The 26,068-nt window shown below is 69.1% G+C and carries 28 protein-coding genes; 15 read left to right on the forward strand and 13 right to left on the reverse strand.

Annotated features, from left to right (window positions below; translation table 11 throughout):
* Positions 1-35 precede the first annotated feature (35 nt).
* The 3 genes from JI745_RS14355 (at position 36) to JI745_RS14365 (ending at position 3,117) form a co-directional block, all read left to right on the forward strand.
* Positions 36-509 carry an META domain-containing protein gene (locus JI745_RS14355; RefSeq protein WP_201808045.1) on the forward strand — a complete coding sequence of 158 codons (474 nt, stop codon included), beginning with the start codon at positions 36-38 and terminating at the stop codon, positions 507-509.
* A gap of 210 nt (positions 510-719) precedes the next feature.
* A complete protein-coding gene (locus JI745_RS14360) occupies positions 720-1,880 on the forward strand; it encodes an ABC transporter substrate-binding protein (RefSeq protein ID WP_236674995.1) in 1,161 nt (386 codons plus the stop codon).
* 82 nt (positions 1,881-1,962) lie between these two features.
* The gene (locus tag JI745_RS14365) at positions 1,963-3,117 is read left to right on the forward strand and encodes an ABC transporter substrate-binding protein (RefSeq protein ID WP_201808047.1); all 1,155 of its coding nucleotides are present in this window, start codon (positions 1,963-1,965) and stop codon (positions 3,115-3,117) included.
* A 1-nt stretch (position 3,118) separates the two neighbouring features.
* On the opposite strand, the gene JI745_RS14370 is transcribed toward JI745_RS14365, so the two are convergent.
* Positions 3,119-4,009: an alpha/beta fold hydrolase gene (locus tag JI745_RS14370; protein ID WP_201808049.1), complete on the reverse strand. Its 891-nt coding sequence runs from the start codon at positions 4,007-4,009 to the stop codon at positions 3,119-3,121.
* 56 nt (positions 4,010-4,065) lie between these two features.
* Here JI745_RS14370 and JI745_RS14375 point away from each other — a divergent pair, with 56 nt between their 5' ends.
* On the forward strand, positions 4,066-4,275 hold the full coding sequence (locus tag JI745_RS14375) for an oxidoreductase-like domain-containing protein (RefSeq protein ID WP_236674996.1): 210 nt from the start codon (positions 4,066-4,068) through the stop codon (positions 4,273-4,275).
* 6 nt (positions 4,276-4,281) lie between these two features.
* On the opposite strand, the gene JI745_RS14380 is transcribed toward JI745_RS14375, so the two are convergent.
* Positions 4,282-4,839, reverse strand: a complete 558-nt coding sequence (locus JI745_RS14380) for a GAF domain-containing protein (protein WP_201808050.1) — start codon at positions 4,837-4,839, stop codon at positions 4,282-4,284.
* A 66-nt stretch (positions 4,840-4,905) separates the two neighbouring features.
* Between JI745_RS14380 and JI745_RS14385 the strand changes: the two genes are divergently transcribed.
* On the forward strand, positions 4,906-5,691 hold the full coding sequence (locus JI745_RS14385; RefSeq protein ID WP_404932812.1) for a HipA family kinase: 786 nt from the start codon (positions 4,906-4,908) through the stop codon (positions 5,689-5,691).
* Positions 5,669-6,067 (forward strand): DUF3037 domain-containing protein, encoded by a 399-nt coding sequence (locus JI745_RS14390; protein ID WP_310738632.1) that lies wholly within the window; start codon positions 5,669-5,671, stop codon positions 6,065-6,067. Before JI745_RS14385 ends, JI745_RS14390 begins: the two co-directional genes overlap by 23 nt.
* A gap of 4 nt (positions 6,068-6,071) precedes the next feature.
* Here JI745_RS14390 and selD read toward each other — a convergent pair whose 3' ends face one another.
* The gene (gene selD, locus JI745_RS14395; protein WP_201808054.1) at positions 6,072-7,112 is read right to left on the reverse strand and encodes a selenide, water dikinase SelD; all 1,041 of its coding nucleotides are present in this window, start codon (positions 7,110-7,112) and stop codon (positions 6,072-6,074) included.
* A gap of 27 nt (positions 7,113-7,139) precedes the next feature.
* Between selD and mnmH the strand changes: the two genes are divergently transcribed.
* Genes mnmH through phnE form a run of 5 tightly spaced genes read left to right on the forward strand, consistent with a single transcriptional unit; the run spans position 7,140 to position 11,441 of the window.
* A complete protein-coding gene (gene mnmH / locus JI745_RS14400) occupies positions 7,140-8,183 on the forward strand; it encodes a tRNA 2-selenouridine(34) synthase MnmH (protein ID WP_201808060.1) in 1,044 nt (347 codons plus the stop codon).
* A gap of 8 nt (positions 8,184-8,191) precedes the next feature.
* On the forward strand, positions 8,192-9,046 hold the full coding sequence (locus tag JI745_RS14405; protein ID WP_201808062.1) for a putative selenate ABC transporter substrate-binding protein: 855 nt from the start codon (positions 8,192-8,194) through the stop codon (positions 9,044-9,046).
* Positions 9,047-9,856 carry a phosphonate ABC transporter ATP-binding protein gene (locus JI745_RS14410; protein WP_201808076.1) on the forward strand — a complete coding sequence of 270 codons (810 nt, stop codon included), beginning with the start codon at positions 9,047-9,049 and terminating at the stop codon, positions 9,854-9,856. It abuts the gene before it with no gap.
* The gene (locus JI745_RS14415; RefSeq protein WP_236674997.1) at positions 9,853-10,677 is read left to right on the forward strand and encodes an ABC transporter permease; all 825 of its coding nucleotides are present in this window, start codon (positions 9,853-9,855) and stop codon (positions 10,675-10,677) included. Before JI745_RS14410 ends, JI745_RS14415 begins: the two co-directional genes overlap by 4 nt.
* Entirely contained in the window at positions 10,674-11,441 is a 768-nt protein-coding gene (gene phnE / locus JI745_RS14420; RefSeq protein ID WP_236674998.1) for a phosphonate ABC transporter, permease protein PhnE, read from the forward strand. The genes JI745_RS14415 and phnE overlap by 4 nt, the downstream gene beginning before the upstream one ends.
* 22 nt (positions 11,442-11,463) lie before the next feature.
* On the opposite strand, the gene JI745_RS14425 is transcribed toward phnE, so the two are convergent.
* The 8 genes from JI745_RS14425 to JI745_RS14460 form a co-directional block, all read right to left on the reverse strand.
* Positions 11,464-11,685 carry a hypothetical protein gene (locus JI745_RS14425; protein ID WP_201808082.1) on the reverse strand — a complete coding sequence of 74 codons (222 nt, stop codon included), beginning with the start codon at positions 11,683-11,685 and terminating at the stop codon, positions 11,464-11,466.
* Between the two features lie 120 nt (positions 11,686-11,805).
* On the reverse strand, positions 11,806-12,165 hold the full coding sequence (locus tag JI745_RS14430) for a DUF1428 domain-containing protein (protein ID WP_201808084.1): 360 nt from the start codon (positions 12,163-12,165) through the stop codon (positions 11,806-11,808).
* A gap of 103 nt (positions 12,166-12,268) precedes the next feature.
* Entirely contained in the window at positions 12,269-12,871 is a 603-nt protein-coding gene (locus tag JI745_RS14435; protein WP_201808086.1) for an ATP-dependent Clp protease proteolytic subunit, read from the reverse strand.
* Between the two features lie 148 nt (positions 12,872-13,019).
* Positions 13,020-14,378: a chromate efflux transporter gene (gene chrA / locus JI745_RS14440; protein WP_201808088.1), complete on the reverse strand. Its 1,359-nt coding sequence runs from the start codon at positions 14,376-14,378 to the stop codon at positions 13,020-13,022.
* Positions 14,368-15,321, reverse strand: coding sequence for a chromate resistance protein ChrB domain-containing protein (locus JI745_RS14445; RefSeq protein ID WP_201808090.1), 954 nt, complete (start codon positions 15,319-15,321; stop codon positions 14,368-14,370). The genes chrA and JI745_RS14445 overlap by 11 nt, the downstream gene beginning before the upstream one ends.
* A gap of 111 nt (positions 15,322-15,432) precedes the next feature.
* Positions 15,433-15,942: a single-stranded DNA-binding protein gene (gene ssb, locus JI745_RS14450; protein WP_201808092.1), complete on the reverse strand. Its 510-nt coding sequence runs from the start codon at positions 15,940-15,942 to the stop codon at positions 15,433-15,435.
* Between the two features lie 99 nt (positions 15,943-16,041).
* Positions 16,042-18,261 (reverse strand): prolyl oligopeptidase family serine peptidase, encoded by a 2,220-nt coding sequence (locus JI745_RS14455; RefSeq protein ID WP_201808094.1) that lies wholly within the window; start codon positions 18,259-18,261, stop codon positions 16,042-16,044.
* A gap of 258 nt (positions 18,262-18,519) precedes the next feature.
* A complete protein-coding gene (locus tag JI745_RS14460; protein ID WP_201808096.1) occupies positions 18,520-18,915 on the reverse strand; it encodes a hypothetical protein in 396 nt (131 codons plus the stop codon).
* Between the two features lie 172 nt (positions 18,916-19,087).
* Between JI745_RS14460 and recQ the strand changes: the two genes are divergently transcribed.
* Together recQ and JI745_RS14470 are read left to right on the forward strand one after the other, a co-directional pair.
* Positions 19,088-20,965, forward strand: a complete 1,878-nt coding sequence (recQ, locus tag JI745_RS14465) for a DNA helicase RecQ (protein ID WP_201808098.1) — start codon at positions 19,088-19,090, stop codon at positions 20,963-20,965.
* A gap of 69 nt (positions 20,966-21,034) precedes the next feature.
* Positions 21,035-21,883, forward strand: a complete 849-nt coding sequence (locus tag JI745_RS14470) for a hypothetical protein (protein WP_201808101.1) — start codon at positions 21,035-21,037, stop codon at positions 21,881-21,883.
* Positions 21,884-21,902: 19 nt separating this feature from the next.
* Here the strand turns inward: JI745_RS14470 and JI745_RS14475 are convergent, their stop codons facing one another.
* A complete protein-coding gene (locus JI745_RS14475; RefSeq protein WP_201808103.1) occupies positions 21,903-22,532 on the reverse strand; it encodes a TetR/AcrR family transcriptional regulator in 630 nt (209 codons plus the stop codon).
* A 210-nt stretch (positions 22,533-22,742) separates the two neighbouring features.
* On the opposite strand from JI745_RS14475, the gene JI745_RS14480 reads away from it, so the two are divergent.
* Together JI745_RS14480 and JI745_RS14485 are read left to right on the forward strand one after the other, a co-directional pair.
* The gene (locus JI745_RS14480; protein WP_201808111.1) at positions 22,743-23,162 is read left to right on the forward strand and encodes a hypothetical protein; all 420 of its coding nucleotides are present in this window, start codon (positions 22,743-22,745) and stop codon (positions 23,160-23,162) included.
* Positions 23,163-23,321: 159 nt separating this feature from the next.
* Complete coding sequence (locus JI745_RS14485) at positions 23,322-24,464, forward strand: glycoside hydrolase family 5 protein (RefSeq protein ID WP_201808113.1); 1,143 nt, start codon at positions 23,322-23,324, stop codon at positions 24,462-24,464.
* On the opposite strand, the gene JI745_RS14490 is transcribed toward JI745_RS14485, so the two are convergent.
* Positions 24,465-25,976 (reverse strand): VWA domain-containing protein, encoded by a 1,512-nt coding sequence (locus tag JI745_RS14490; RefSeq protein WP_201808115.1) that lies wholly within the window; start codon positions 25,974-25,976, stop codon positions 24,465-24,467.
* Positions 25,977-26,068 lie beyond the last annotated feature (92 nt).

Raw genomic sequence — 26,068 nt, forward strand, 5'->3', positions numbered from 1 at the left:
GTATGCTCCCGCGGTCTTCTGCTCTGCGAGCCTGCATGCCCCCTTCGTCTTCTTCGCGCCTGGCGCTGCTGTTGTGCGGCCTGCTGGCCAGCGTCACGTCCGCCCCCTGGGCCGCACCGGCCTCGGCCTCGGCCGCTGGCGCCACGGCGTTCGGCAACGTCGCCCTGCGCGACACCCGCTGGGCGCTGCAGACCCTCGACGGCGCGCCGGTCGCCGCGGCGGGCGCACGCGGCCCGGTGCAGCTCACCTTGCGCAGCACCTCCCAGCACCTCACCGGCTTTGCCGGCTGCAACACGCTGCGGGGCCGCTACACGCAGCGCGGCACCTCGATCGCGCTCAAGCCGCTCGCCACCACCCGCATGGCCTGCGCGCCCGAGGTGATGGAACAGGAAGCGCGCCTCCTGCAGGCCCTGGCCTCCATCGACAGCTACCGCATCGAAGGCCGGCAACTGAGCCTGATGCAGGCCGACGTGGTGAAGCTCACGTTCCAGGCCACGCCAGCGCGCTGAAGGCGAGCCCTCCCACCTCATCCTCGCCCGCTTCGGCACGCTGAAGCGTTGTTTGTGCACGGGCGTGCGTAGCAAGTCGCGCCAAACAAGCGTGAACGGCGTCGCACTCCGGCGCTGAATTCCGGCCGTGTCACCTAGGCGTCTCGACAAGGGTGGGGCCGGTCACTAGCCTGCCGACAAGTAAAAACCTCCCATACCTAGAAGTACCCCATGACGATGAATCGCCGCCTGTTCCTCAGCCGCTCCGCCCAGACCGCCGCCGCGCTCGGCATCGCCAGCTGGTTGCCCAGTTCACAAGCCGCTGCGGAAGCCATCTCGTCCCGGCACGTCACCTTCGGCAGCTCGCTGCCGCTGACCGGCCCGCTGGGCGCCTCGGGCAAGGACCACGTGATGGGCATCCAGGCCGCGTTCGCCGCGGTCAACCGCGCCGGCGGCCTCCATGGCCGCGAGCTGCGCCTGATCACCATGGACGACGGCTACGCCGCCGCCCGGTCGGCCGAGAACGTGAAGCAGATGGTGGCCGACAACTCGGTGATGGCGCTCGTCTCGCAGGTGGGCACGCCCAACACCGCGGCGCTGCTGCCCATCATCGAGAAGGCCGGCCTGCCGCTGGTGGGCCCGATCACCGGCTCGGGCGCCCTGCGCAACCCGCAGCTGCGCAACGTCTTCCACATCCGCCCGAGCTATGGCGAGGAAGTGACGCGCATGGTCGAGCAGCTGGTGAAGATGGGCCTGTCGAACATCGCCTTCGTCTACCTCGACAATCCCTTCGGCAAGGAAGTGCTGGCGCAGGGCAAGGCCGCGCTCGCCGCCGCCAGGCTCACCGCCAGCGGTGAATTCGCGCTCGCCTTCGACGGCAAGAACGCCGCCGAGGTGGCCCAGCGTGTCGAGGACTCGCGCGCCGGCGCCGTGTTCCTCGCCACCACCGGCTCGGGCGTGACCGACTTCGTGATCGCCCTGCGCGGCAGCATGGGCTCCATCCCGATCGTGGGCCTGTCGGTCACCTACTCCGACCTGCCGCGCCTCGGCAAGGACCGCGCGCTGGGCCTCGCGATGGCCTCGGTCTTCCCGAGCTTCAAGAGCAAGAAGTTCGCGCTGATCCGCGAGCACCAGGCCGACATGGACGCGATGGGCTTCGACGCGCCCACCGGCTCCGCCGTCGAGAGCTGGATCAACGCCCGCGTGCTGATCGAAGGCGTGCGGCGCGCCGGCCGCGACCTCCACCGCGACAAGCTGCGTGCCTCGCTCGCCAGCATCCGCGGCTTCGAGCTCGGCGAACTCGTCATCAACTTCAGCAGCGCCGCGCCCTATGTGGGCACGCTGCCGGTGAAGCTCGGCGTGATGGGCCCCGACCTCACACTCCGCGTTTGAACTGATCACGTTTGAACGGATACCGTCGGTTTTGGCACGTCTGTGAACATCGATCCACAACGACATACAGGAGACAGCTTCCATGACCCTGAACCGCCGCCTTTTCCTCCGCCGGGCCACCCAGGGCGCTGCCGCGTTAGGCACCGCCAGCTGGGTCCTGCCCACCTGGGCCGCTGAAGATGGCGTGACCGCCAAGACGATCACCATCGGCAACTCGACGGCCCTCAGCGGCCCGCTCGGCAACGCCGGGCAGGACCACATCAAGGCCATCCAGGCCGCCTTCGCCCAGATCAACAAGGCGGGCGGTGTGCACGGCCGCGAGCTCAAGATCGTCACCCAGGACGACGGCTACCAGGCTCCGCGCACGGTCGAGAACATCAAGAAGATGATCGACGACGGCAGCGCGCTCGCGTTCATGTCGCTGATCGGCACGCCCAACAACGGCGCCATCCTGCCCATGACCGAGAAGGCCGGCATCCCGGTGCTGGGCCCCATCACCGGTGCCGCCTCGCTACGCAAGCCCGAGTTCAAGAACACCTTCCACATCCGCCCGAGCTACACCGACGAAGTCACGCGCATGGTGCAGCAGCTGGTGCAGATGGGCCTGCAGGACATCGCGGTCGTCTACCTCGACAACCCCTTCGGCAAGGAAGTGCTGGGCAATGCGCAGCGCGTGCTGGCCGAGCAGAAGCTGAAGGCCGTGGCCTCGATCGCACTCGCCGTCGACGGCAAGAACCACGCCGAAGTGGCGCAGCAGATCGTCGACAGCAAGTGCGGCGCCGTGTTCCTCGGCACCACCGGCACCGGCACCACCGACCTCATCCTCTCGCTGCGCGACAAGGCCGCGGGCCTGCCGGTGATCGGCCTGTCGGTCACCTTCACCGACACCAAGCGCCTGGGCAAGCACCTGACGGGGCTGGCCATGGCCTCGGTGTTCCCGAGTGCGCAGGTGATGAAGTTCGCGGTCGTGCGCAACTTCCACGCATCGATGGACGCGGCCGGCCTCACCACCACCGGCCTCGGCCTGGAGAGCTGGATCAACGCGCAGGTGATCGCCGAGGCGCTGCGCCGCGCGGGCCGCGACGTCACGCGCGAGAAGCTGCGCAGCGCGCTCGCGGGCCTGCGCAATTTCGAGGTCGGCGAAGTCGCGGTGAACTTCTCCAACGCCGCGCCCTACGTGGGCACGACGGCGGTGAAGCTCGGCATCTTCGGGCCCGACGGGATCCTTCGGTCCTGATCTAGAAAAACGCGAGCAGCGCCTGGGCCGTCTCGGCCGGCGCTTCTTCCGGCACGAAGTGGCCGCTGGGCAGCGCCTCGCCGCTCACGCGGCCGCTGCACTGGGCCTGCCACAGCTCCAGCGGCTTGAACATGCGATGCACCACGCCGCGCGTGCCCCACAGCACCTGCGTATCGCAGGCGATGCGTTCGCCGGCGGCGCGCGAGGCGCGGTCGTGTTCGAGGTCGATGCCCGCGGAGGCACGGTAGTCCTCGCAGATGGCGTGGATGCTCTCGGGCACGACGAAGCAGCGTTCGTATTCGGCGATCGCCTCGGGCTCCAGGTAGGCCATGCCAGCGCTGCCCCAGCCGCCGAGCTTCCAGCGCAGGTAGAAGAGCGGGTCGCCGCCGATCATGCGTTCGGGCAGCGGCGCGGGCTGGATCAGGTGGAACCAGTGGTAGTAGGCGGCGGCGAAGCGCATGTCGGTCGCCTCGTACATGTCGAGCGTGGGCGCGATGTCGAGCACGCTGAGCTTGGTGACCGCGTCGGGGTGGTCGAGCGCGAGGCGGTGCGCGACGCGGCCGCCGCGGTCATGGCCGACGAGACCGAAGCGCGGGTGGCCGAGCGTGCGCATCAGCGCCACCATGTCGGCGGCCATCACCCGCTTGCTGTAGGTGGCGTGCTGAGGGTCGCCCGGCGGTTTGGAGGAATCGCCATAGCCGCGCAGGTCGGGCATCACGAGGAAGAAGCGCTCGCGCAAGCGAATCGCCACGCGGTGCCAGATGACATGCGTCTGCGGGAAGCCATGCAAGAGCAGCAGCGGCGGCGCGCCGGCCTGGCCGCCGGTGCGGGCGAAGATCTGCTGGCCGTTGACCTCGTACCGGGTCGCCTCGAAACCGTCGAACCATGCCATGGTGATCACCTCCGGGGCTGCGATCTTGTCACGGGGCGGCTATCCTCGCCGCCTTCATGTCGACCCCCATCACCAGCGTGGCCGAGGCGCAGGCCATGTTCGGCGAACTGCAGCAGCGTGCACAGGCCGCGGGCCTGTCGCTGCGCGTGCCGCCGCCCGAGCCCACCACCTGCTGCGGGCGCGGCTGCAATGGCTGCGTGTGGGAGGGCTGGTACGCCGCGGTCGAGTACTGGCGCGAAGAAGCGCTGCTGGCGCTCGGCCCTTAGCGGCCGTTAGCGGCGCGTCGGCGGCTCCACCGGGGCCAGCGTCCACTCGGGCACACGGCGGCGGTCGGCACTGTCGATCTTGCGTGCGACGAGCTGTGCGCACATGCGCAGCGTGTCGACATCCTTGCGACGCAGGTGCTCGTTGGGCGCGGTGCTGAAGCAGCACAGCGTGCCGTAGGTCTGGCCGTCGGGCAGCACGATGGGCGTGCTCAGGTGCGCGCCCACGCGGAAGGGCGTGGCCGGCAGGTCGGGCAGCCGGGCCGCGTCGTGCACGAGTTCCGGCAGGCGGCCGTCGACGACGCGCAGGCAGTAGCTCGACTCCAGCTCGCCGCTATCGCCCACCTGCACGGGCGGTGCGACCTCGGCCTTGTCGACGAAGCGCATCACCCGTTCGCCGTCGACGAACTCGGAGACAAAAACCACGTCCATGCCCAGCTTCTCGCGCAGCGAGTGCAGCACCTCGGGCACGGCACGGTCGATGTCGGCATCGGCCGTGTCGGCGGTCGCGACCAGCAGTTCGGAGACCTTCACGAAAAGGGAATCGAGTTCAAAAGCGTCGGGCATGCCGCAAGGTTGCCACGAGTCGCCGCCGGCTGCGAAGCCCCGGCCCTTCAGGGGACAATGCCGCGCATGGCCGCCCTGCGCACCGTCCACGCCACCCGCTACCTCACGCCGCTGCGCGAAGGTGGCTCGCTGCCGGCCATCGTGGAGGCCGACGACGATGGGCTCTACGTGCTCAAGTTCCGTGGCGCCGGCCAGGGGCCGAAGGCGCTGATCGCCGAGCTCGTCGCGGGCGAGATGGCCCGCACGCTCGGCCTGCCGGTGCCAGAGATCGTGCTGATGGAACTCGACGCCGAACTCGCCCGCACCGAGCCCGACCCCGAGATCCAGGACCTGCTCCGCGCGAGCGGCGGCCTCAACCTCGCGCTCGATTACCTGCCCGGCTCGATGACCTTCGACCCGCTGGCCGAGCGGCCCGACGGCGAGCTGGCCTCGCGCATCGTGTGGTTCGATGCCTTCGTGACCAACATCGACCGCACGCCGCGCAATGCCAACCTGCTGCTGTGGCACCGGGGCCTGTGGCTCATCGACCATGGCGCGGCGCTCTACTTCCACCACAGCTGGGACGACTTCCTGCAGCGCGCGATGAAGCCCTTCGTGCCGATCCGGGACCACGTGCTGCTGCCCTTCGCCAACCGATTGCAGGAGGTCGATGCCGCCATGGTCGCGATGCTCACGCCCGAGCGCATCAGCGAGATCGTGGCGCTCGTGCCCGAGTCGTGGCTGCTGCCCGACCCGTTCTTCTCGGGCCCCGACGCCCAGCGCCGGGCCTATGTCGACTATTTCAAGCGCCGGCTGCAGGCACCGCGCGCCTTCCTGGAGGAGGCCGCCCGTGCCCACGCTGCACACGTATGACTACGCCATCGTGCGCGTGGTGCCGCGCGTGGAGCGGGGCGAGTTCGTCAACGTGGGCGCGATCGTGTCGTGCAAGCGCGCCAGCTTCCTGAAGGCGCGCATCGAGCTCGACGAAGCCCGCGTGCTGGCGCTCGCGCCGGACCTCGACCTCGTGCCCGTGCGCGCCACGCTGCGCGCCATTCCCGACATCTGCGCCGGTGGCGAGGCAGCGGGTGCACTGCGCCACCTGTCGGCGCGCGAGCGTTTCGACTGGCTGGTGGCGCCGCGCAGCACGGTGATCCAGACCTCGCCGGTGCATACCGGCCGCTGCGATGACCTCGACCTCGCGCTCGAGAAGCTGATCGCGCGCATGGTGCGGGTCGCGCCCGCGGGCTGAACGTTCAGGCCACCCGCACGCGTGGCTCGCCGTCCGTGAGGCGCCCGATCACGGCGGCATCGTCGAAACCTGCGGCCGTGAAACGCGCCAGCACCGTGTCGGCTGCCTCGGGCGCGCATGACACGAGCAGGCCACCGCTCGTCTGCGGGTCGGTGAGCAGGGCTTGTTGCCAGGGCAAGAGGGCCGCATCGAGCGACACCGCAGCACCGTAGCCCGACCAGTTGCGCGCCGAAGCGCCCGTGGCCACGCCCTCGCGGGCAAACGCCGTGGCCGTGCCGATCAGCGGCACCTTGGCCATCTCCACCTCGGCGGCGAGCCTGGAGCCGCGGCACACCTCCAGCAGATGGCCCAGCAGGCCGAAGCCGGTCACGTCGGTCATCGCATGCACACCGTCGATCTCGGCCAGCACGCTGCCCACGCGGTTGAGCTGCGTCGTGTGGCGGACCATCTCGGCATACCCTTTCGCATCGAGCCGGCCTTTCTTCAGCGCGGCCGAGAGGATGCCCACGCCCAGCGGCTTGCCCAGCACCAGCAGGTCGCCCGCCTGCGCATCGGCGTTGCGGCGCACGCGCTGCGGGTGCACGAGGCCCAGGGCCACCAGGCCGTAGATCGGCTCGAGCACGTCGATCGAGTGGCCTCCCGCGATCGGAATGCCGGCCTCACGGCAGACACTCGCCCCGCCTTCGAGGATGGCGCCGATCACCTCGAGCGGCAGCTTGTCGAGCGGCATGCCCACCAGCGCCAGCGCCATGATGGGCGTGCCGCCCATCGCGTAGATGTCGGAAATCGCGTTGGTGGCGGCGATGCGCCCGAAGTCGCGCGGGTCATCGACAATCGGCGTGAAGAAGTCGGTGGTGGCCACGAGCGCCTGCTGGTCGTTGAGGCGGTACACCGCGGCATCGTCGGCGGTCTCGGTGCCCACCATCAGCTCCGGCGGGATCAGGCCCAGCGGGGCACGCGAGAGGATCTCGGCCAGCACGCCCGGCGCGATCTTGCAGCCGCAGCCGCCACCGTGGGAAAACGAAGTGAGTTTGATCGGGTCCATGCCCGCGAGTGTCGAACAAAAACAGCGATGAGTCACAAGCTCTACACCGTTGAAAATCTGAAGGAGTTCAGCGTCATCATCGACGCCCGCTCGCCGTCGGAATACGCGCTCGACCACATCCCCGGCGCCATCAACTGCCCGGTGCTCGACGACGAAGAGCGCCGCATCACCGGCACGACCTACGTGCAGGTCTCGGCCTTCGAGGCGCGCAAGATCGGCGGTGCGATGGTGGCGCGCAACATCGCCCGCCACCTCGACGAAAGTTTTGCCGACAAGCCGCGCGACTGGCGCCCGCTCATCTACTGCTGGCGCGGCGGCATGCGCAGCGGCAGCTTCGTCAACTGGTTGCGCCTGGTGGGCTGGGACGCGCAGCAGTTGAAGGGTGGCTACAAGGCCTTTCGCCACCACGTGATGGAGCGGCTCAATGCACTGTGTCCGGCGCTGCAGCTGCACGTGCTGTGCGGCCCGACCGGCAGTGCCAAGACGCGCGTGCTGCAAGCCCTGCGTGAGCAGGGTGAACAGGTGCTCGACCTCGAAGCGCTGGCCGCGCACCGCGGCTCGGTGCTGGGCGCGGTGCCCGGCCGCGAGCAGCCGTCGCAGAAAGGATTCGAGACCCAGCTGATGAGTGCGCTGGAGCCGCTCGACCCGACCCGCCGCGTGTGGGTCGAGGCCGAGAGCCGGCGCATCGGCCGCATCACCGTGCCCGATGCGCTGCTGCTGCGCCTGCGCGAAAGCCCGGTCGTGGAGATCGTGGCCACGCCCGAGGCGCGGCTCGCCTACCTGCTGCGCGACTACGCCTGGCTTGGCGACGACCCGAAGGGCCTGGCCGACAAGCTCGGCGGCCTGAAAGGCCTGCTGCCCAACGAGACGCTCGAACAGTGGCAAGCCTGGGCGCTGGCGCGTGAGCTGCCGCCGCTCTTTGCCGCGCTGATGGCCGAGCACTACGACCCGCAATACGCCCGCTCGCAGGGCCGCCACCTGCAGCGGCTCACGCAGGCGCGGCGCGTCGAGACCGACGACCTCACGCCCGACGGCATCACCGCCCTGGCCCGACAGATCACTTCACTCTGACGCACGACATGAACATCCTTCGCCGACACCTGCTCTGCCTCGCCCTCCTCACTGCCGCCCCGTGGGCACACGCCCAGACGGTGCTGCGCGTGACGGCGATCCCCGACGAGTCGCCCACCGAGCTCGCACGCAAGTTCGCGCCGCTGGGCGCGTACCTGGAATCGAAGCTCGGCATGAAGGTCGAGTGGACGCCGGTCACCGACTACCCGGCGGCGGTCGAGACCCTGGTCCACCGTAAGATCGACCTCGCCTGGTTCGGCGGCTTCACCTTCGTGCAGGCGCATGTGCGCTCGGGTGGCAAAGCGGTGCCGCTGGTGCAGCGTGAGGAGGACGAGCGCTTCCGTTCGGTCTTCATCACCGACGCGAAAAGCGGCATCGCCAAGCTCGACGACCTGAAGGGCAAGACCCTGAGCTTCGGCTCGGCCTCCAGCACCTCCGGCCACCTGATGCCGCGCAGCTTCCTGCTGGCCTCGAAGATCAACCCCGACGTGGACCTGAAGCGCGTGAGCTTCTCCGGCGCACACGACGCGACGATTGCCGCGGTGGCCAGCGGCAAGGTCGACGCCGGCGCGCTCAACATCTCGGTGTGGGAGAAATTCGTCGCCGAGAAAAAGGTCGACACCGCGCAGGTGAAGGTCTTCTACACCACGCCGACGTACTACGACTACAACTGGACGGTGCATGCCGACATGCCGGCCGAGCTGCGCGAAAAGATCAAGCAGGCCTTCCTCGCACTCGACCCCAACACGCCGCAGGGCAAGGAGATCCTCGCGCTGCAACGCGCGACGCGCTTCGTGCCGACCAAGGCCGAGAACTACACCGGCATCCGCGCGGCGGCCGAAAACGCCGGGCTGCTGAAGTAAGTGGTCGAGCTGCAGCAGCTGTCGGTCGCGGCCGCCGAAGGCGCGCGCGGTGCCGCGCTCAAAGGCGTGAGCCTGCGCATCGCGCCGGGCGAGCAGGTAGCGGTGATCGGTGCCTCGGGCGCCGGCAAGACCACGCTCTTGATGGCGCTCGCCTGCGCGCTGCAGCCCTTGTCGGGCGAATTGAAGCTCTTCGACGTGGCACCGTGGCGCTTGAGCACCGCTCAGCGCCAGCGGCTGCGGGCCCGGCTCTTCCTCGCGCCCCAGGTGCCGCCGCTGCCGCCGCGCCAGCGGGTGGTGGCCTCGGTGCTCGCCGGCCGCCTGCCGACGATGGGCCTGTGGGCCAGCCTGCGCACGCTGTGGCACCCGCGCGAGGCTTCGGTGGCGCACGAGGCGCTGACCACGCTGGACCTGGCCGACAAACTCTGGGAGCGCGTCGACTGGCTCTCCGGCGGCGAACGCCAGCGTGTGGGCCTCGCGCGTGCGCTCGTTTCGCAAGCCGAGCTGTGGCTGATCGACGAGCCGTTGTCGGCGCTCGACCCGACCCGCGCGCAGCAGGTCATCACCACGCTGACCGAGCGCGCGCGCCGCGAGCAGCGCACGCTGGTGTGCAGCCTGCACCAGGTGGCGGTGGCGCGTGAGCGATTTCCGCGCATCGTGGCGTTGCGCGATGGCGAGTGTGTCTACGACGGACCCGCAAGCGGCCTGAGCGACGACGCGCTGCAAGCGCTCTATGCCGGGCGCGACACCGACGAGGGCTCACACCCTGCACCGCCCCGTGCGCCTGGCCTGCCCGAGGCGATGTGCCGTTGAACGCCGCCCTGCCCCTGCGCGACCCGGCCTGGCTGCGCCGCTGGTCGGCGCTGCTCGTGGGCGCGGTGCTGCTGTGGCCGCTGGTGGTGTGGACCGAGTTCAACCCCCTGGTGCTCGCCGACGCCCGCAGCCTCGCGTCGACCTGGAACTTCGTGCGCGACTTCGCACCGCCGCGCCATGACGCGGAGTTCCTCGCGATGCTGGCGCGCGAGACCTGGCGCACCGTGGCCATTGCGACGGCCGGGCTCACGCTCGCCTGGCTCATCGCCGTGCCGCTCGCCTTGCTGGCGAGCACGCGGCTGTCGGTCAGCGCCCTCGGCACGCGCATGGCCTGGGGGCCACAAGCCCTGCGGCAGGCGGCGCGCTGGCTGCTGGTGCTGCTGCGCTCCATCCCCGAGCTGGTGTGGGCGCTGGTCTTCGTGCGCGTCGTCGGCCTCGGGCCCACCGCCGGCGTGCTGGCGATCGCCATCGCCTACGGCGGCATGCTCGGCAAGGTCTACGCCGAGATCCTCGACAGCAGCGATGCCACGCCCACGCTCACGCTGCTGCGCAACGGCAGCGGCCGGCTGCAGGCGCTCTTCTTCGGCGCGCTGCCGCAGTGCGCGCCCGAGCTCACGAGCTACACGCTGTACCGCTGGGAGTGCGCGATCCGCTCGTCGGTGGTGCTGGGTTTCGTCGGCGCCGGGGGTCTGGGGCAGCAACTCGACACGGCGACCAAGATGTTCGCCGGTGCGGAGGTGGGCGCGATCCTGCTGGTGTTCGTCGCGCTCGTGGCGTTGAGCGACCGGCTCAGCGCATGGCTGCGCAGGGAGATCGCATGACGAGCCGTCGACGTGCGCTCCTGGTCGTGTTGGGCATCGCCGCGCTCGTGCTCGCGAGCTTCGCGACGCTGGACCTGCGCTGGGCCGAATTCCTCTCGCTGGGGGCGCTGCAGAAGATGGGGGCGTTCGGTGCGAGCTTCTTCCCGCCGGAGAGCTCGACCGGTTTCCTGCGCAAGACGCTGCAGGCCGCCGGCGAGACGCTCGCCATGTCGCTCCTCGGCACGCTGCTCGCCGTGGCGGCCGGGCTCGTGATCGCGCTGCCGGCGAGCGCGCGCCACCACCGGGCCGCGCGCGGCGCCGCACGCCTCGTGCTGAACGTGCTGCGCTCGGTGCCCGAGCTGGTGTGGGCCTCACTGCTGCTCGTGGCCGCCGGGCTCGGGCCCTTGCCGGGCACGCTGGCGCTTGCGCTGCACACGACCGGCGTGCTGGGGCGGCTCTTCGCCGAGGCGATCGAGAACACCGCGCCCGAGCCGGCGCTCGCGCTGCGCGTGCGCGGCGTGTCAGGCGCGCAGGTGTTCCTCTGGGCCACGCTGCCGCAGGTGCTGCCGCAGCTGCTCTCGTATGCGCTCTACCGCTGGGAGAACAACATCCGTGCCGCCGCCGTGCTGGGCGTGGTGGGCGCAGGCGGGCTGGGCCAGATGCTCAGCTACCACTTGAGCCTCTTTCAGATGCACGAGAGCTGCACCGTGCTGCTGGCCATGATGGCGCTGGTGCTGGCCGTCGATGCGCTGTCGTTCCTGACCAGGCGGGTGCTGACCCGCTGAAGAACCCGCTGAAGAAGCAAGCTCAGCTGGGCTGCCCTTCCACCTGGATCGCGCGGGCTGCGAGGTAGCGATGGAAGTCGCTCAGCGGAATGGCCGTCACCCCGCGGGTGTCGCCCTCGGACCAGCTCAGGGTGACGTCGAATTCCGACTCCTGGAATTCGATCGGGCCTTCGGGGATCGTGATGTTGGGACCGTCACCCTCGCGGTAGACCACGGGGCCGGTGATGCGTGCGCTTTGGGACATGGCGTTTGCTCCTGTGTGCCGGGGTCGATGGACACCCATTCTCGAAACCGGCCGGGCATGACCACAACCGGGCAAAGTCTTTCGCGGCTGTAGGTTCCGTCCTACAGCGGCAACCACTGGTTACGCCTCGACGAGGCTGCTGAAGCCGCCCCAGATCATGCGTTCGCTGTCGAAGGGCATGCTCTTCGGGTCGAGGTTGGCAATGCGCGGGTCGGCCATCACCTTGGCGTTGACCTCGTCGCGCTGCTCGCGGGAGTTGTAGACGATCCAGGAAAAGATGACGACTTCGTCGTCCTTCAGCTGCACCGCCTGCGGGAAGGAGGTGAGCCGGCCGGCCTGCACGTCGTCGGCCAGGCCTTCGAAGTAGGCGACCGCGCCGTGCTCCTTCCAGACGACGGCCGCGTCTTGTGCAAGCTGGCGGTAGGCCTCGATCTTGTCCTTCGGGACGGCCAAGAGGAAGCCATCGACGTAGTGCGGCATCGGGTCGCTCCTTGCATCGGAAGACGGGACGCCTGCAGCGTAGCGTGCCCTGCGCCGCTGTGGAAGGCCAGGGCTTTTATGTCTTGCCCCGGCCTGACCTCGATCAACCCAGGTCGTTCTGCGTCTCGACGATGCGCGAGACGATGCCGTAGTCGATCGCTTCCTGGGCGCTCAGCCAGAAGTCGCGCTCCATGTCGACCTTGACGGTGTCGTACGGCTTGCCCGTCTGCTTGGAGATCACGCGGGCGATGCGCTCGCGGGTGCGGATGATCTCCTTTGCCTGGATGGCGATGTCGGTCGCCTGGCCGCCGGCGCCGCCGGCCGGCTGGTGGATCATGAAGCGCGTGTTGGGCAGGCACAGGCGGCGCTCTTTCGGCGCGGCCAGGAAGATGTGCGCACCGGCACTGGCCACCCAGCCGGTGCCGACCACCGTGACCGGGGCGCGCACGAAGCGGATCATGTCGTGAATGGCGTCGCCCGATTCGACGTGGCCGCCGGGCGAGGAGATCAGCATGGTGATCGGGGCGTCCGACTCCTCCGACAGCGCCAGCAGGCGGCGGCAGGTGGCGTAGGCGCTCTTGTCGTCGATGCCGCCGAAGACGAGCACGTAGCGCGACTTGAACGCGAGCTGGTCTTCGAGGCGGTCGGTCTTGTCGATGCTGACGACGGGCTTGGCGTCGTCGTCGTGGGAACGTTGCGGGGTCATGGATGCCTCCTGTGTGAGATGCGCAAATTGTGCCCCTCTGCGTTCCATCACGATCGAAAGGGACAGACGCTGGGGTCAACGCTGTGGACAAGTGCTGCACACCCTGTGGGCAAGCGGTGCGCAAGCAGTGTGCAGGCTGTGAGTATCGCTAGCGCAGCAGCATCTGGAAGGCGAGCCCGGCCACTGCGCTGGCGGCGATCACCGGGATGACGCCCACCTTGAAGCGGAACAGCGCCACGCCCGCCACCAGGCCGATCACGGCCGGAGCCCACTCGAAGGGACCGCCGAGTCCTTTGGGCCACAGCACGTGGTACGCGAAGAACACCGCCAGGTTGACGATCACGCCCACCACGGCGGCGGTGATGCCGGTGAGCGGCGCGGTGAACTGCAGCTTGCCGTGCGTCGTCTCGATGAAGGGCGCGCCCAGCAGGATGAAGAAGAACGAGGGCAGGAAGGTGAAGAAGGTGACGACCGTGGCGGCCACCGCACCGGCGAGCACGAGCGCATCGGGGCCGAAGATGGCCTTGGTCCAGCCGCCCACGAAGCCGACGAACGACACCACCATGATCAGCGGGCCCGGCGTGGTCTCGCCGAGCGCGAGGCCGTCGATCATCTGCGGGCCGGTGAGCCACTGGTGGTGGTCGACCGCGCCCTGGTAGACGTAGGGCAGCACCGCATACGCACCGCCGAAGGTGAGCAGCGCCGCCTTGGTGAAGAACCAGGCCATCTGCGTGAGCACGGCGTCCCACCCATAGGCCGCGGTGAGGCCGCCGATGGCCAGCGCCCACAGGCCGAGGAAGACGACGAGCACGGCGCGAAAGCGCGACCAGCTGAAGCGGGCGTGCTCCGGCGTGGGTGTGTCGTCGTCGATGACGGCCGGCCCGTGGCCCGCCACCGCCTTGCCGTGGCCGCCGCCGGCGCTGAACTTGCCCGGCACGACACGGCCGCCAAGGTAGCCGATCACCCCGGCCGCCAGCACGATCAACGGGAACGGCAGCTGCAGCGCAAAGATCGCCACGAACGCCGCCACCGCGATGCCCCACAGCCAGCCGTTCTTCAGCGTGCGCGAACCCACGCGCCAGGCGGCGTGCACCACCAGCGCGGTCACCGCGGGCTTGATGCCGTAGAAAAGCCCGGCGATCACCGGCACGTGGCCGAAGGCCATGTACACCCACGACAGCGCGACCAGGATGAAGAGCGAGGGCAGCACGAAGAGACCACCCGCCACGATGCCACCCCAGGTGCGGTGCAGCAGCCAGCCGATGTAGGTGGCGAGCTGCTGCGCCTCGGGGCCGGGCAGCAGCATGCAGTAGTTGAGCGCGTGCAGGAAGCGGCCTTCGGAGATCCAGCGGCGGCGCTCGACCAGCTCTTCGTGCATCACGGCGATCTGCCCCGCCGGGCCACCGAAGCTGATGAAACCGAGCTTGAGCCAGAAACGGAAGGCCTCGGCGCGGGAGATGGGCTGCGGGGGCGCCGGCGGGGCGGCGATCGTGGGATCAATGGTCATCGCGGGTCAGCTGCAGGGCAGCGTAGAGAGCGTCGAACAGCGGCACGGCGGCCGCGAGAAGGGCATCGTCACGCGCATGCAGCGCCTGCAGGCCACGCACCACGGCCTCGACGCCGGGCGCCTCATCGACCGGCGCACCGCCGACGTCGATGCAGTGCACGAGCGCGGCCAGGCGGCGCAGGGCGGGGTCGCCCAGCAGCGCAAAACTTTCGGCCACCACCTCGAAGGTGACGCGGTCGCCCACGTGGGTGAAGGTGGCACCGTCGAAGTCGTAGCCGAGCGCCGCTTTCGGGCATTTCGCCGGATCGGCCAGCCAGATGAAACGGGGCGAGCGGTCGATGAATCGCTGCACCAGCCACGCAGTGGCCAGGCGGTCGACCCAGGGGCGCTTGCGGGTGGCCCAGGTGCGACCCTGGTGGTCGGCGATGTCGCGCGGCTCGATGGCGAGATCGGCCGCGCAAGGCTCCCCGGGCGAGAGGTGGCGCTCGATGTCGACCCGAAGCGCGGCCAGCGCCTCGGCCGCCTTCTCACTGGCGGGGCCGGGGAAGAAGTCGCTGGCCTGGATCGCCTGGCCCTGCTGCTCCAGCGTGCGCAGGGTCTTGCGCAGCTGGGCTTCGCTCGCCTTCTTCAGCGCGGCGCGCGTCTGCCTGATCGATTGCAGCAGCTCGGCACAGGCCTCACGCCGGTCGAAGAGGGCGCGAAACGCCAGCTCCTGCGCCTCGTCGTGCGCGGGCACGTGCAGCAGGTGCGCCTCGGCACCGGCCTCACGGATGGTGGCTGCAAGTTCGCACAGGGCGCGGGCAGTGGGGGCGTGCTCGGGGAGCACGTACACCCCCTCGCGCAGCGTGCCGGCACCCGTGGCCTTGAGCGCGCGCCACACGCGCACGCGCAGGCCGCTCGGCGTGGTGGGCAGCGTCGCGGTGAGGATCAGCCACAGGGTCATGCAGCAAATGTCTCACCTCGAGATGACTGCTACAAGACCCTTTTCCGAGCTTCGAAATGACAACGCCGTGCGCAAGGCACGGCGTGGTTCAGGAGAAGGAGCGCGCGGGGCTCAGAACGGGATGTCGTCATCCATGTCGTCGAAGCCGGTCGACGACTTCGCGGCGGGCTTGCTCGCCGCCGGACGCGCCGCCGGGGCGCTGCGCTCGCCACCGCCACCACCACCTTGCGCGCCGCGGCTGTAGCCACCGCCGACTTCGTCGCCACCACCACCACCGCCGCCGCCTTCACGGCCGCCGAGCAGCTGCATGTTCTCGGCAATGACTTCGGTCGTGTACTTCTCGACGCCGTCCTTGTCGGTCCACTTGCGGGTCTTCAGGCGCCCTTCGACGTAGACCGGGCGGCCCTTCTTCAGGTATTCGCCGGCGATCTCGGCCAGGCGGTCGTAGAAGACGACACGGTGCCACTCGGTCTCTTCGACCTTGTCGCCGCTGTTCTTGTCTTTCCAGTTGCGCGTGGTCGCAATGGTGATGTTGCAGATGGCGGCGCCGTTGGCCGTGTAGCGCACTTCGGGGTCGCGGCCCAGGTTGCCGATGAGGATGACTTTGTTGATTGAGGCCATGGGCGCTCCAGAAAGAGGTAGATCGGGAATGCCTGAATTATGAGGCGCGACGCCGCTGGGGGCATTCCCTCGGCCGGGCTCCCTCGTCAGGGTTCCTCCTCAGGGCTGGAACCCGGCCACCCCCATCTGCCAGAGGAAGAACGACAGCATGTCGGCCCGTTCCTCGAGCTGCTGCTTCTTGGTGCTGCCGATGCCGTGGCCGGCGTCGTATTCCAGGCGCAGCAGCACCGGCTTGCCGCTGGTGGTGGCGGCCATCAGGCGGGCCGCGGTCTTGGTGCTGGTCCACACTTCCACCCGCGGATCGTTCACGCCGTGTGTCAGCAGCACGGCAGGGTAGGCGGTGCCAGGCTTGATGTGGGCATAGGGGCTCATCGCCAGCAGCGACTTGAAGCCGGCCTCGGTCTTGACGCTACCGAACTCCGGGATGTTGGGCACGCCGTTGGCCGTGGTTTCCATGCGCAGCATGTCGAGCGCACCGACGGCCGGGATCACGGCCGCAAACAGGTCGGGCCGCTCGACCATGGCCATGCCCACCAGGATGCCGCCCGCGCTGCCGCCGAGGATGCCCAGCTTCGAGGGCGAGGTGTATTTCTGCGCGACGAGGTACTCGGCGCAGGCGATGAAGTCCTTCCAGGTGTTGGGCTTGGTCGCCTGGAAGCCGGCGCGGTACCACTCCTCGCCGTAGACGCTGCTGCCACGCGGGTTGGCGATGGCGTACACGCCGCCCTGGTCGAGCCACGCCAGGCGGCTCAGGCTGTAGAAGGGCTCCTCGGTCGAGCCGTAGCTCGCGTAGCCGTAGAGGATGGTGGGGTTGCTGCCGTCGAGCTTCACGTCGGCGCGGTGGATGATGGACATCGGCACCAGCGCGCCATCGTGGCTCTTCACCTTCACCTCGGTGGCGACGATTCCCGGCGGCTGGTCGTAGGGCCCGGCCGGCTGCAGGCCGGTGTTGCGCACGCTGCCATCGGCCGCCACCTCGTAGACCTGGCGCGCCGCATTCCAGCTCTGCAGGTCGATCAGCACGCCGGGCAGGCGGGGGTTGGCGGCGCTGGCACCGCCTTCGGAATTCACCAGCTCGAACGAGCCTTCGAGCGGCAGCTTCACTTCCACCGGTGCGCCGGTGGTGCCATGCGGGCGCTTGTAGAGGCGCTTGATGTTGCCGTCGCGCGCTTCGATGTAGAGCGCGTCTGACGCGGCCGCCACGTTGACCACCACCCGCTCGGAGGCCGGCATCACGGGCTCGGCCTTCTGCACGTCGGGCTCGTCGAGGCGCATCGCGAGCACCTTCGAGCGTGGCGCGCCCAGGTGCGACACCATGTACAGCGTGTCGTCGAAGTAGGCCACCCCCGTCACCGCATTAGACGGCTTCAACACCCGCTTCCACACCGGCTTGCCGGCCAGCACGCCGGCCTGCGGCGCGACATAGAGCCCGAGCTCGCGCTGCGTGCCGTTGATCACCATGCCTAGCGCCCATCTGCCGTCGTGCGTGAAGCTGACGATGGGGATCTCGGCGGGCTTGATGTCGACGCCGCGCGTGGCCGTGCCGAACACCGGCTTCGCCTCGGCGATGGGCCGCCCCGCGCGCAGCAGCCAGACCTGGCTGTGCTGGTACTTGTCGGTGGCCTTGTCCTTCGCACGCGGCGCACGCAGGCGGTTGACGACCACGTGCGTGCCATCCGGCGACCAGTCGACACCGCCGAACTCGGCGCGTGTGATCGGCCGCCCGATCGGCCGGCCGGTGCGGGTGTCGAGCAGGTGCAGCACCGCGGCCTCGGAGCCCTGCGCCGACAGCCCGTAGGCGAGCCGCGCCCCGTCGGCCGACGGCATGTACCAGTTGATCGCATGCGGCTGGCCGGTCTTCTTTTCCACCGCCTCCGGGTCCACCAGCAGCCGGTCGACGCCCGTCAGGCCACGGCGCAGCGCGAGCTTGTACTGGTTGTCGGCGGCACCGCGGCGCTCGATGAAATAGAGCTCGCCCGGCACGCGGGTGATCTGCGCCACCCGCTCCGAGGTGGCCGCGTCGTAGCGCTGGATCTTCTCCAGCAGCGCCTGCCGGCCCGGGATGCGCGCGAGCACCGCGTGCGCATGCTCGCTGTGCGCCTTCATCCAGCGCGCGACGGCCGGGTCGTTCTTGTTCTCGAAGTAGCGGTAGGGGTCGTCGATGCGCACGCCGTGGTACGTGTCGGTGACGGTGCGAACCGGGGCGACGGGCAGGGCGGCGGCTTGCGCAAGGGCCGCTGCGCCACACCCTGCGGCGACAAACGCGACGGTGACCTGGCGCAGGAGCGAAGACGCGTTGAGCTTCATGCGTGACGTCATGCTGGAGAGGCTTCCTCAAATGAAAACCGGCCGCGCAGCATGACTGCGCGGCCGGTGATGCGGCGGCGTATCGCCGGCGGCTAAGTTAGCACGCGGCGCGCGCGCAGGGCCATCCCAAGTTCCGGCCCGGGGTCACTTGAGGGCCGTGCCGATGTAGCTCGTGTCGGCCACTTCCTTCGCGCCCTGGGCCGGGTCCACCAGCTCGGGATACACGCGCCCGACGGCGATGCCGAAGCCGATCGCTGCGCAGGATTCGCGTCACGGTGATTTCCTTTCAAGGAGTGGGAGAGAAACTGCCAGCGGCAGCGGGGCAAAAGCGTGTTCGACGGGCGGGTAGAAGCCGACGAGCTGGCCGGCGTGGAGCACGGCATAGGCTTCGTGCATGTGAGCGCCCTCGACCGTCAGCACGGTCTGGGTGGGCTTGAGCACGAGGCCTTGGGCCACGCGGCCGACCACGATGAACTCGGTGCCCGCGGCGATGCTGCGCGGATAGCCGCTCTCGAGCACCAGCTCGACGGCCTGCGAAGTCGCGAAGCGCTGGCCACGCTCTGGCGTGGCGGCCAGCAGTTCGACGGGATGCCGCTTGACCTCCATCGCACACCCGGCCCCGAGCAGGGCCAGCGCGACGAGCACGTACAGATGCCGATGTGGCATGGTCTCCTCCCTCTGATGAGCGGGTTGGACCAGGCGCCTGCGCCCGTGCTCACCCGCGTTTTATCGTCTTGGGCGGATTATGCGTTTGCCTGCGGGCGCCCCGTTCCCTTCCGATGGGGGAAAGACGCGGCGCCGATCGGACCCTCGCGTACCATGACGGCTCTCTCCCGCCATGTCGCCGAACGCCCCCTCCTCCGCTCCCCCGACCCAGCCTCTGCGCATCCTGCAAGAGGTGTTCGGCTACCCCGCCTTCCGCGGCCAGCAGCACGCCATCATCGAGCAGGTGGTCGCCGATGGCGACGCGCTGGTGCTCATGCCCACCGGCGGCGGCAAGAGCCTGTGCTACCAGGTACCGGCGATCGCGCGGCACCGTGCGGGACGCGGCGTGACCATCGTCGTGAGTCCCCTGATCGCGCTGATGCACGACCAGGTGGGGGCGCTCGAAGAGGCCGGCGTGCACGCCGCGTTTCTCAACTCCACGCTCACGCTCGAAGACACGCAGAAGATCGAACGCGAGATGATGAGCGGCCGCCTGGTGCTGCTCTACGCCGCGCCCGAGCGCGTGACCACGCCGCGCTTCCAGGCGCAGCTCGATTCCTTGTACGAGCGCGGGCTCCTGAGCCTCTTCGCGATCGACGAAGCGCATTGCGTGAGCCAGTGGGGCCACGACTTCCGCGAAGACTACCTGCAGCTGAGCCTGCTGCACGAGCGCTACACCGAGGTGCCGCGCATCGCGCTCACCGCGACCGCCGACGACCTGACACGCGCCGACATCATCGAGCGCCTCGCACTGAACGACGCGCGTGTCTTCATCAGCAGCTTCGACCGGCCCAACATCCGCTACCAGATCGTCGAGAAGGACAACGCACGCGCCCAGCTGCTGCGCTTCATTCAAGACGAACACGAGGGCGAGGCCGGGGTCGTCTACTGCCAGTCGCGCAAGAAGGTCGAGGAGACCGCCGACTGGCTGAAGGCCGAAGGCATCCACGCACTGCCCTACCACGCCGGGCTCGACGCCGACGTGCGCAGCCGCCACCAGGACAAGTTCCTGCGCGAGGAGGGCGTGGTGATGGTCGCGACCATCGCCTTCGGCATGGGCATCGACAAGCCCGACGTACGTTTCGTCGCCCACCTCGACCTGCCGAAGAACATCGAGAGCTACTACCAGGAGACCGGCCGCGCCGGCCGCGACGGGCTGCCGGCCGATGCGTGGATGACCTACGGCCTCGCCGACGTGGTGAACCAGCGCCGCATGATCGACGACAGCCCGGCCGGCGAGGAGTTCAAGCGCAACCAGATCGGCAAGCTCGACGCGCTGCTGGCGCTGGCCGAAGCGCACGACTGCCGCCGCGTGCGCCTCTTGCACTACTTCGGCGAAGACAGCTCACCGTGCGGCAACTGCGACAACTGCCTGCTCCCCCCGGCCACCTGGGACGCCACCGAAGCCGCGCGCAAGGCGCTCTCGTGCATCTACCGCTTCCACCAGCAAGGCGGCCAGCGCTTCGGTGCCGTGCACCTGATGGACGTGCTGCGCGGCAAGCTGACCGACAAGGTGCAGCAGCACCGGCACCAGGAGCTTTCCACCTTCGGCATCGGCGCCGATGTGAGCGAAGCGCAATGGCGCGCCGTGCTGCGCCAGCTGATCGCGCTCGGCCACCTGCGAACCGAGGGCGAATACAACACGCTCGAGCTCACGCCAAGCGCACGCGCCGTGCTGCGCGGCGAGGTGACGCTGCTGCTGCGCCAGCCGAGCGACACGCCGAAGCGAGGCAAGGGCGCGAAGGCCACGCGCGCCACCAAGGACAAGCCGCCGCCAGTGCCGCTCGACGCACCCGGCACCGAGCGCTTCTCGGCGCTCAAGGCCTGGCGCGCCGAGGTGGCCAAGGAGCACGGCCTGCCCGCCTACGTCATCTTCCACGACGCCACGCTCGCCGAGATGGCGCGCTCGCAGCCCTCGTCGCTCGACGACCTGTCGCAGATCAGCGGCGTGGGTGCGAAGAAGCTCGAAGCCTATGGGCGCGAGATCCTGCGGGTGCTCGACACCGCCTGAGACATCTCCCTGATGGCGGGCGGCCGGCACGCGCGGCACACTGAGGCCCTGGCCACCAGGAGCCTGACCATGACCATCACCACACGCCCGAATCGCGGGTTCGCGGCCGCCCTGTTCTGCGCATTTCTGTCCGCCTGCGGCGGTGGGGGCGATGACGGGTCTTCGGGCGCAAGCAGCGCCACCCACGAGACGGTGCAGTCGACTAGCGGTGTCACGGTGATCGATGAAAGCGCCCGCGCCCAGGCCACCGTGCTGTCGGCCTCACGCCTGGTGTTCACCATCAGCGGCGCGAGCGGGACCAGCAGCTGCGCAGGCGGCGGCTCGGTGAGCTTCATCGCCACCGCCGGCACGACCGGCAGCCTCACCAACGGCGTGGCCGACGCCGGCGAGACCTACACGATCCAGTTCGCCAGCTGCCGCAGCTCGACCGACACGTCGGTGGTGAATGGCGCACTCACGTTGACCGTCATCAGCGCGAACGGCGACAACCTGTCGGTGGGCACCGAGTCGAACCTCACCGTGGTCCAGCAGGACCGCACGCTCCGGCTCGAAGGCCGCTCGACGCTCAGCCACACGGTGCAGACCAGCGGGGCGACCCAGGTGACGACCGACCGCTGGCAAACGCCGTCGGCCAGCATCACGAGCACGCACAACGGCCGCACGACGCGCCTCACCCTCACCAACGTCGACCTCACCCAAACGGTCACCACCACCAACGGTGTCGTCACCGGAAGCACGAGCCAGGGCACGCTGACGATGGGCTACAGCGGCTGGCTGGGCGATTGGTCGGCCACGATCGGCACGCAAGGGATCGTGAGCCTCAACGCAAACGGCGTGCGGCTCAGCGGCCTGTGGTTGATCACCCTGCCGCGCCACCTGATCTGGCTGGTGCCGATCCTCGTCATCGAGGCCGACTGAGGCCGCCCGCGAAGGGCGCTCAGCCCTTGGTGTTGAGGTCGAAGGCGCGGTAGGTCGAGAGCAAGCGCCCGTAGGCGGCCATCACGCGCTCGAAGCACTTGGGGTCGCGCTTCACGTGGGCGTCGTACAGGAAGCCCGAGAGCAACGAGAAGACCTCGAACACCATCTGCTCCGGGTCGGAGTCGGCGCGCAGGTGGCCGCGCTCGATGGCCTGCTGCACGGTGCGCTCGAGCGTCTGGCGCCAGGCCATCATGCCGTTGACGAGGCGCGTGCGCAGCGCATCGGGGTGCGCATCGGGGTCGTCATCGAAGGTGTTGACGGCGTAGTGCGAGGCGATGAGCGCGGTGAGCTCGTTGCCGTGGTGCACCCAGCGGTGCACGATCGCATTGAGCCGCGGCAGGCCCGCCGGCTCGGACAAGGTGGGCATGAAGACGGTGAGCGCGAAGATGCGCTCGTACTCGTCGAGGATCAGGATCTGCAGCGCCTCGAGCGAGCCCACCCGCACGAAGACACCGCTCTTGCTGATGTCGAGCTTCTGGGCGATCGCGTTGAGCGTCACGCTCTGGAGGCCCTTGTGGACTGCGATGTCCATGCCCGCCGCGACGATCGCCGCGAGGGTCTGTTCACTCTTGTCGCGTCTGCGGGCCATCCCTGAAACCTGATGCTTTCTACTGCTTGCGAAGTGTGCGGAAGTATACGGATCGGGTCTCTTTTGACACCCTCGTAACTAAGGAGGATCGCGCCAACTAGTGCCGTGATTTATGCCCCTCTGAAGGGGGAGCGTTGCAACAGGCGCTACAGGCCGGGCGGCCGGGGTTCGAAAAAACAGGGGAGATACACCACCCCTGCGAGACTGTCCATGTTCTGCCCTGCCCGCCTTGCATTGCTGTTCACCGCCCTGGCCGTGGCGCCCTGTGCGCAAGCGCAGGCCCAGGCGCAGCACACCTTCGGTCTGCACCTCGTGAGCTATCACGAGCCCGACAAGACCTACAACAACACCAACCCCGGCATGTACTACCGCCACCCCGATGGCTGGACCGCCGGGTTCTATCGCAACTCGGTGCGGCGCGACAGCATCTACATCGGCTACACCTGGAAGTACGGCATCTTCGACATCACCACCGCTGGCGTGAGCGGCTACTTCGACAAGGTCCAGCCGCTGCTGGTGCCGTCGGTGTCGCTCGGCACCTGGTACGGCGTGACGCCGCGCATCGCCTACATCCCGCGCGTCGAAAAGAAGATCGGCTCGCACGTGCTGCACCTGATGCTCGAGTTCTGAGCCGCGGGCCAAAAGGCCAAGCTGTCACCGCGCGCAACAGCGCGTGCATGACGACCCCGCGCCACTGCGCGGTGTGCACATCGGCGTGCCAACTGCGTCACGCACAAAGCCTTACCAGGCCTCACTACAGCCGAGGCCGCGGCTTCCGACAATTTCTCCATGTCTCAAGCAGTACCCCACACCGGCGCCCGCTCCGGCGCCTTCATCCCCTCGTCCCTTCTGTCCACCCTGGCGCTGTGCGCCTCCCTCACGCTCGGCGCCTGCGGCGGCGGCGGAGGTGGACAAGAGGCCACTCCCTCCGACACCACCGCAGCCCCCGCTGCCTCGGCGTCCGCGCCCACCGAAACGGCCGAGCTCACCACACCGGGCCTGCGCTGGCGCGGCGTCAACCTCTCGGGTGCGGAATACAACAGCACCCAGGTGCCGGGCCGCTATGGCTACGAATACTTCTACCCAAGCACCGCGGCCGTGGACTACTTTCAGTCCAAGGGCATGAACCTGATCCGCCTGCCCTTCCTGTGGGAACGCGTGCAGCCCACGCTGTACCAGCCGCTCAACCAGACCGAGCTGCAGCGCCTCGTGAGCTTCGTCAACAGCACGACCGCCAAGGGCATCACGGTGCTGATCGACCCGCACAACTACGGCCGCTACCGCCAGCAGGTGATCGGCTCGACCGGCGTGCCGCACAACGCCTTCGGCGACTTCTGGTACCGCCTGGCCGGCACGTTCAAGAACAACCCCAAGGTGATCTTCGGCCTGATGAACGAGCCCTACGGCATGACCACGGAGAACTGGGTGGGCGCGGCGAACGATGCCATCCGCCGCATCCGCGCCGCCGGGGCCACCAACACCATCGCCGTGCCGGGCAACGCCTGGTCGGGCGCCTACAGCTGGACGTCCAACTTCTACGGCACGCCCAACGCGCAGGCCATGCTGCAGATCACCGACAGCCGCAACAACCTGGTCTTCGAGGTGCACCAGTACCTCGACACCGACAGCTCGGGCACCACCACCCACTGCGTGAGCGCGACCATCGGTGCGCAACGCCTGCAGGTGTTCACCGACTGGCTGCGTGCCAATGGCAAGCGCGGCCTGCTCGGCGAATTCGCCGCCGCCAACACCGACACCTGCAAGCTGGCCCTCAACGGCATGCTGGCCTTCATGCAGGCGAACAGCGACGTGTGGGTGGGCTGGAGCTACTGGCTCGCCGGCGCCTGGGCCAGCAACGACCCGTTCAGCCTGCAGCCGGTGAACGGGGTCGACAAGCCGCAGATGCAGGTGCTGCAGCCCTTCCTGAACTGATCAGCTGCGCTTCAGCCGCGCGAGCTCCTCGCTCACCAGGCGCACGACCAGGCGGTCGAGCGTCTGCACCGAGTACTGCTTCACGTCGTGAGGCGTCTGCGTGCCGGGGCCGCTGCCCGGGTTGTGCGCATCGCGGTAGGTGAGGAAGACGAAACGGCCCGCGGTGTACTGCGCCATCTGGCGGTAGATGTATTCGCCGACCGGGTCGAGCCCGCTCGCGCCCACCGCGAAGAGCTTGATGCCCTTGGCGAGCGCGGCCTGCATGTCGCGGTCGTACTGCGGGCCGCCGTAGTCGAGATGCGGCGGCGCATCGGCCACCAGCACCACCATGCGCGCCGCCTGCTGGCGCCAGCTCATGCGGTGCACGGCTTCGTGCAGCGCCTCGTTCAGCGCCTCGGGCGTGTCGCCGCCACCATGCGCCTGCACGCTCGCGAGTTGCTGCTGGAAGGTGCCGAGGTCGTCGGTGAAGTCGTGCGTGCGCGTGAGGTACGCGTCGCCACGGTCGCGGTAGCTCACCAGGCCCCAGCAGATGTCGGGCTGCCCGGGCAGCTGCGCGATCTGCTGCGCCATCGCACGCATCGAGGCCTTGAGCTTGGCGATCTCGTCGCCCATCGAGCCGGTGGCGTCGATGAGGAAGACGAGGTCGAGGCGCACCGGCTGTGCGGCCACCGCACCCAGGCGCACCTGCACCGCGTTCGACTGACCTCGCATCAGCAGCGCGCGACTTTGCATCGGGCCCTTGCGCACGGCGACGCCAAGCGTGCGCTCGTCACCACCGCTGTACGGCATGAACGCGCGCGGGTGCAGCCACACGCGGCCGGCGGTGTCGGTGCGAGCCCACATCACCGGCTGCGCCACGCCGGGGCGCTGCACGGCGACCTCGGCGTCGTGCACCGGCTGGCCATTGGTGTCGACGACTTCAAGCAGGTAGCGCTCGCTGATGTCGCGGTCGCGCACCGGCAGGCCCGCATGGCGCTGGCGGTAGGCGAGGTACTCGCCGAAGTCGGCGTTGTCGTCGACCATGCCGGCGGTCACCACCGGGGGGTGGGGGCGCGGCAGCGGGGGCCGGGACTGCGGTTGTGGCCACGGTGGGGGCGCGAAGGCGGGGGCCGACGGTCCTGCGCTGGCATCGGCGTTGCGCGACGACACGGCCGGTGCGGCCGGGGCGGCGGCCTTCTCTTCCGCCATCGAGGCATCCGCCGACTCACGCCGCTTGGCGAGTGCGCCGTCGGCGCGCGAGGCATACGCGTCGCGTTCATGCCGCCGCGCATCCCGGCCTTGTTGCACGCCACCGCCACCCGGCACCTCGCGCATCACCGGCAGGCGCCGGCAATGGGTGGCCGAGGGCGGGCTGAACGTCGGCGGCGCATCGTCGGGCTGCCACACGGGGGTGTCCTGCCAGACCGGCGGCCAGGCCTCGCGCTCGGCCGAGGTGGCGCCGCAGGCCATCAGCAACAGGCTCATCAGCGCCGCCGGCCACAGTGCGCGGCGGGGAAAAGGGGTCGTGCGCATCGAAGTCTCCTTGAAAGGTGAAGAGGTCACCTCGGCTGACACGCACCAGCCCGTCCGATGGGGTGAAAAAAGTTTTGGCGCCACGCACCACC

This window comes from Piscinibacter sp. HJYY11, from assembly GCF_016735515.1.
In the GTDB taxonomy this organism is placed as follows: Bacteria; Pseudomonadota; Gammaproteobacteria; order Burkholderiales; family Burkholderiaceae_C; genus Rhizobacter.